General features: G+C 62.8%; 3 protein-coding genes and 1 pseudogene. 3 read left to right on the forward strand and 1 reads right to left on the reverse strand.

The window, feature by feature from the left end; all coding sequences use genetic code 11:
* Nucleotides 1–311, forward strand: a pseudogene (locus C9413_RS30960) (hypothetical protein); the annotation flags it as partial.
* Nucleotides 312–374: 63 nt separating this feature from the next.
* Here C9413_RS30960 and ftsZ read toward each other — a convergent pair.
* Nucleotides 375–1,394 carry a cell division protein FtsZ gene (gene ftsZ / locus C9413_RS30965; RefSeq protein ID WP_039846716.1) on the reverse strand — a complete coding sequence of 340 codons (1,020 nt, stop codon included), beginning with the start codon at nt 1,392–1,394 and terminating at the stop codon, nt 375–377.
* A gap of 197 nt (nt 1,395–1,591) precedes the next feature.
* Between ftsZ and C9413_RS30970 the strand changes: the two genes are divergently transcribed.
* Nucleotides 1,592–1,810 carry a hypothetical protein gene (locus tag C9413_RS30970; RefSeq protein ID WP_039844655.1) on the forward strand — a complete coding sequence of 73 codons (219 nt, stop codon included), beginning with the start codon at nt 1,592–1,594 and terminating at the stop codon, nt 1,808–1,810.
* A 103-nt stretch (nt 1,811–1,913) separates the two neighbouring features.
* The coding region (locus tag C9413_RS30975) for a 2-dehydropantoate 2-reductase N-terminal domain-containing protein (protein WP_281408696.1) at nt 1,914–2,510 on the forward strand (597 nt) is incomplete at its 3' end.

Consider the following 2,510-nt stretch of genomic DNA (forward strand, 5'->3'; position numbering starts at 1 on the left):
CCCCCCGCCTCCCCTCCGCCCCCACCCCCTCGCCTGCCCCCCGCGCCCGATCCCCGGGTATACCGGCCCGCCGGGCCGGCAACATGCGCGATTTCGCAGCCGATGCAAACCATGCCCAGCCGGGCGACCCGGCAAGGCTCGCAGCCGGCATCATCACCCTTGCGAACGCGGCAAACCCGCCGCTCCGCATGCCCTTCGGCAGCGATACAGTCGCGAAGATCGAGGAGCAGAATGCGAGCGTTGCCAAAGAGCTTGCCGAATGGCGCGAACTCGCCGTCTCGACGGATTTTCAAGCAGACGCCGCCGCTTGACGAAACTGCTGCCAGTAATTTCGCTCCGCCTGAGGAAAATCCGAGGCGGAGCGAAATTGCGTCTTATTGAAGCGTGCGCGTATGGATCCGCTGAGCGACGGCATCCGGTGCAGATGCGGAGAGCTCAGCGTCGAGGCCCGTTGCGACGACGGACACGCGGAACTTGCCGTCGAGATTGCGGTCGAAGATCGCGCCGACGACGATGTCGGCGTCATCCTGCACCTCGTCGCGGATGCGGCTTGCGGCCTCGTCCACTTCGAAGAGCGTCATGTCCGAACCGCCGGAAATCGAGATCAGCACGCCCTTGGCGCCCTTCATCGAGATGTCGTCGAGCAAGGGATTGGCGATCGCCGCTTCGGCCGCCTTCAGCGCGCGCTCGTCGCCGGATGACTCACCGGTCCCCATCATCGCCCGGCCCATGCCGCGCATCACCGATTTGACGTCGGCGAAGTCGAGATTGATCAGGCCTTCCTTGACGATCAGGTCAGTGATGCAGCCGACACCGGCAAAGAGTACGCGGTCGGCGGTCATGAAGGCGTCAGCGAAGGTGGTCTTCGCATCGGCGATGCGGAAAAGGTTCTGGTTCGGAATGACGATTACGGTATCGGCCGCCTGGCGCAGCGCCTCGATGCCGATATCCGCCGTCCTCAGGCGCCGGTTGCCCTCGAAGGTGAAGGGCTTGGTGACGACGCCGACCGTCAGGATGCCGGCTGAGCGTGCCGCATGCGCAATCACTGGCGCAGCACCCGTGCCGGTGCCACCGCCCATGCCGGCGGTGACGAAGCACATATGCGAACCTGCCAGGTGATCCATGATCTCGTCGATCGATTCTTCGGCCGCTGCACGGCCGACTTCCGGCAACGATCCGGCACCGAGCCCCTCAGTCACGTGCGCGCCGAGCTGAATGCGGCGCGACGCCTTGGACGTTGCCAGCACCTGAGCATCCGTATTGGCGGCGATGAAGTCGACACCTTCCAGATTTTCGGAGATCATGTTGTTGATGGCATTGCCGCCGCCGCCGCCAACGCCGATCACCGTGATCCGCGGCCGCAATCCCGAAATCCCGCTCTTGGCGTCCGTCATCATATTCTCCTTTGATGCCATCTCTCGTCCCGCCCTCGTTGCGGCAAACCGAATCGAGTGTCAGGCTAAGCAAGCAACAAGGCAGAGGCAGGGCGAAAGAACAAGCCGTATGCTTTCTGAATACCCCATGGAACTTTTTTCTTGGTGGCATAGTTGTAGAGATTCATGAATAATTCGCCGGGAGGAGAACTGCTGAGATGCCTTTGTCAGCCGCAAGCCAGACTATCGCCTCGCCGCGCGAGCATATTCTGACAGTCCAGGAAGCGCTGGAACCGCTCTTTCTGGCTCTGGAGCAGGAGGTGGAGGTGAAGATGATCGCCGCTGCCGTCCGCGCCGGATGGTCGGCAGAGGACGCGGTTGCCGCGATCGATGAGCTCCGCCGCAATGAGCTTGTTGCGGACGTCACGTCCCATTGACGCAGGCGTCAAAAATCGGTCATGAAGCGATAATTTTCGCTCGCCATCGCGCGAGTGCGTCCTAAGTCTAGCGCGACAGCAATGATCGCGCGGAGCCCTCCCAATGCCTTTCAGGACTATCTGTATCTATGGCGCCGGCGCGCTTGGCGGTGCCATGGCGGTGAAGCTTGCAGCCGGACTCGGCACCGGAGCAACGATCTCCGTGGTTGCGCGAGGCGCCCATCTCGATGCGATGAGGAAGAATGGCCTTGACCTCTTCGAGGCCGGCTCCGAGACGCCGATCAACGCCCGTATCACCGCAACGGATGATCCATCGGCGCTTCCGCCGCAGGATCTGATCGTTACGGGTCTTAAGGGCCATCAGCTTGGCCCGGCAGCCGAAGGCATCGCCAACCTGCTGAAGGACCGAACGCGTGTCGTCATGATCCTGAACGGCATTCCGTGGTGGTATTTTCACCGCGACAGGCAAAGCCCGCATGCCGAACTGCAGTTGGAGGACCTCGATCCGGGCGGCCGGCTCTGGCGCCTGATCGGTCCGCAACGCGTCATCGGCTGCGTTGCCTATCAGGGCGCGGAAGTGATCAATCCCGGCCAGGTGAAGCTCTCGAACGATGGCCGCTTCATCCTGGGCGAGCCGTGCGGTGAACCATCCGCCGATCTCGATGCGATCGCCGCGCTCTTCTCCCGCGCCGGCCTCAGT

It is taken from the genome of Rhizobium sp. SEMIA 4085, assembly GCF_013004495.1.
Classification (GTDB): domain Bacteria; phylum Pseudomonadota; class Alphaproteobacteria; order Rhizobiales; family Rhizobiaceae; genus Rhizobium; species Rhizobium gallicum.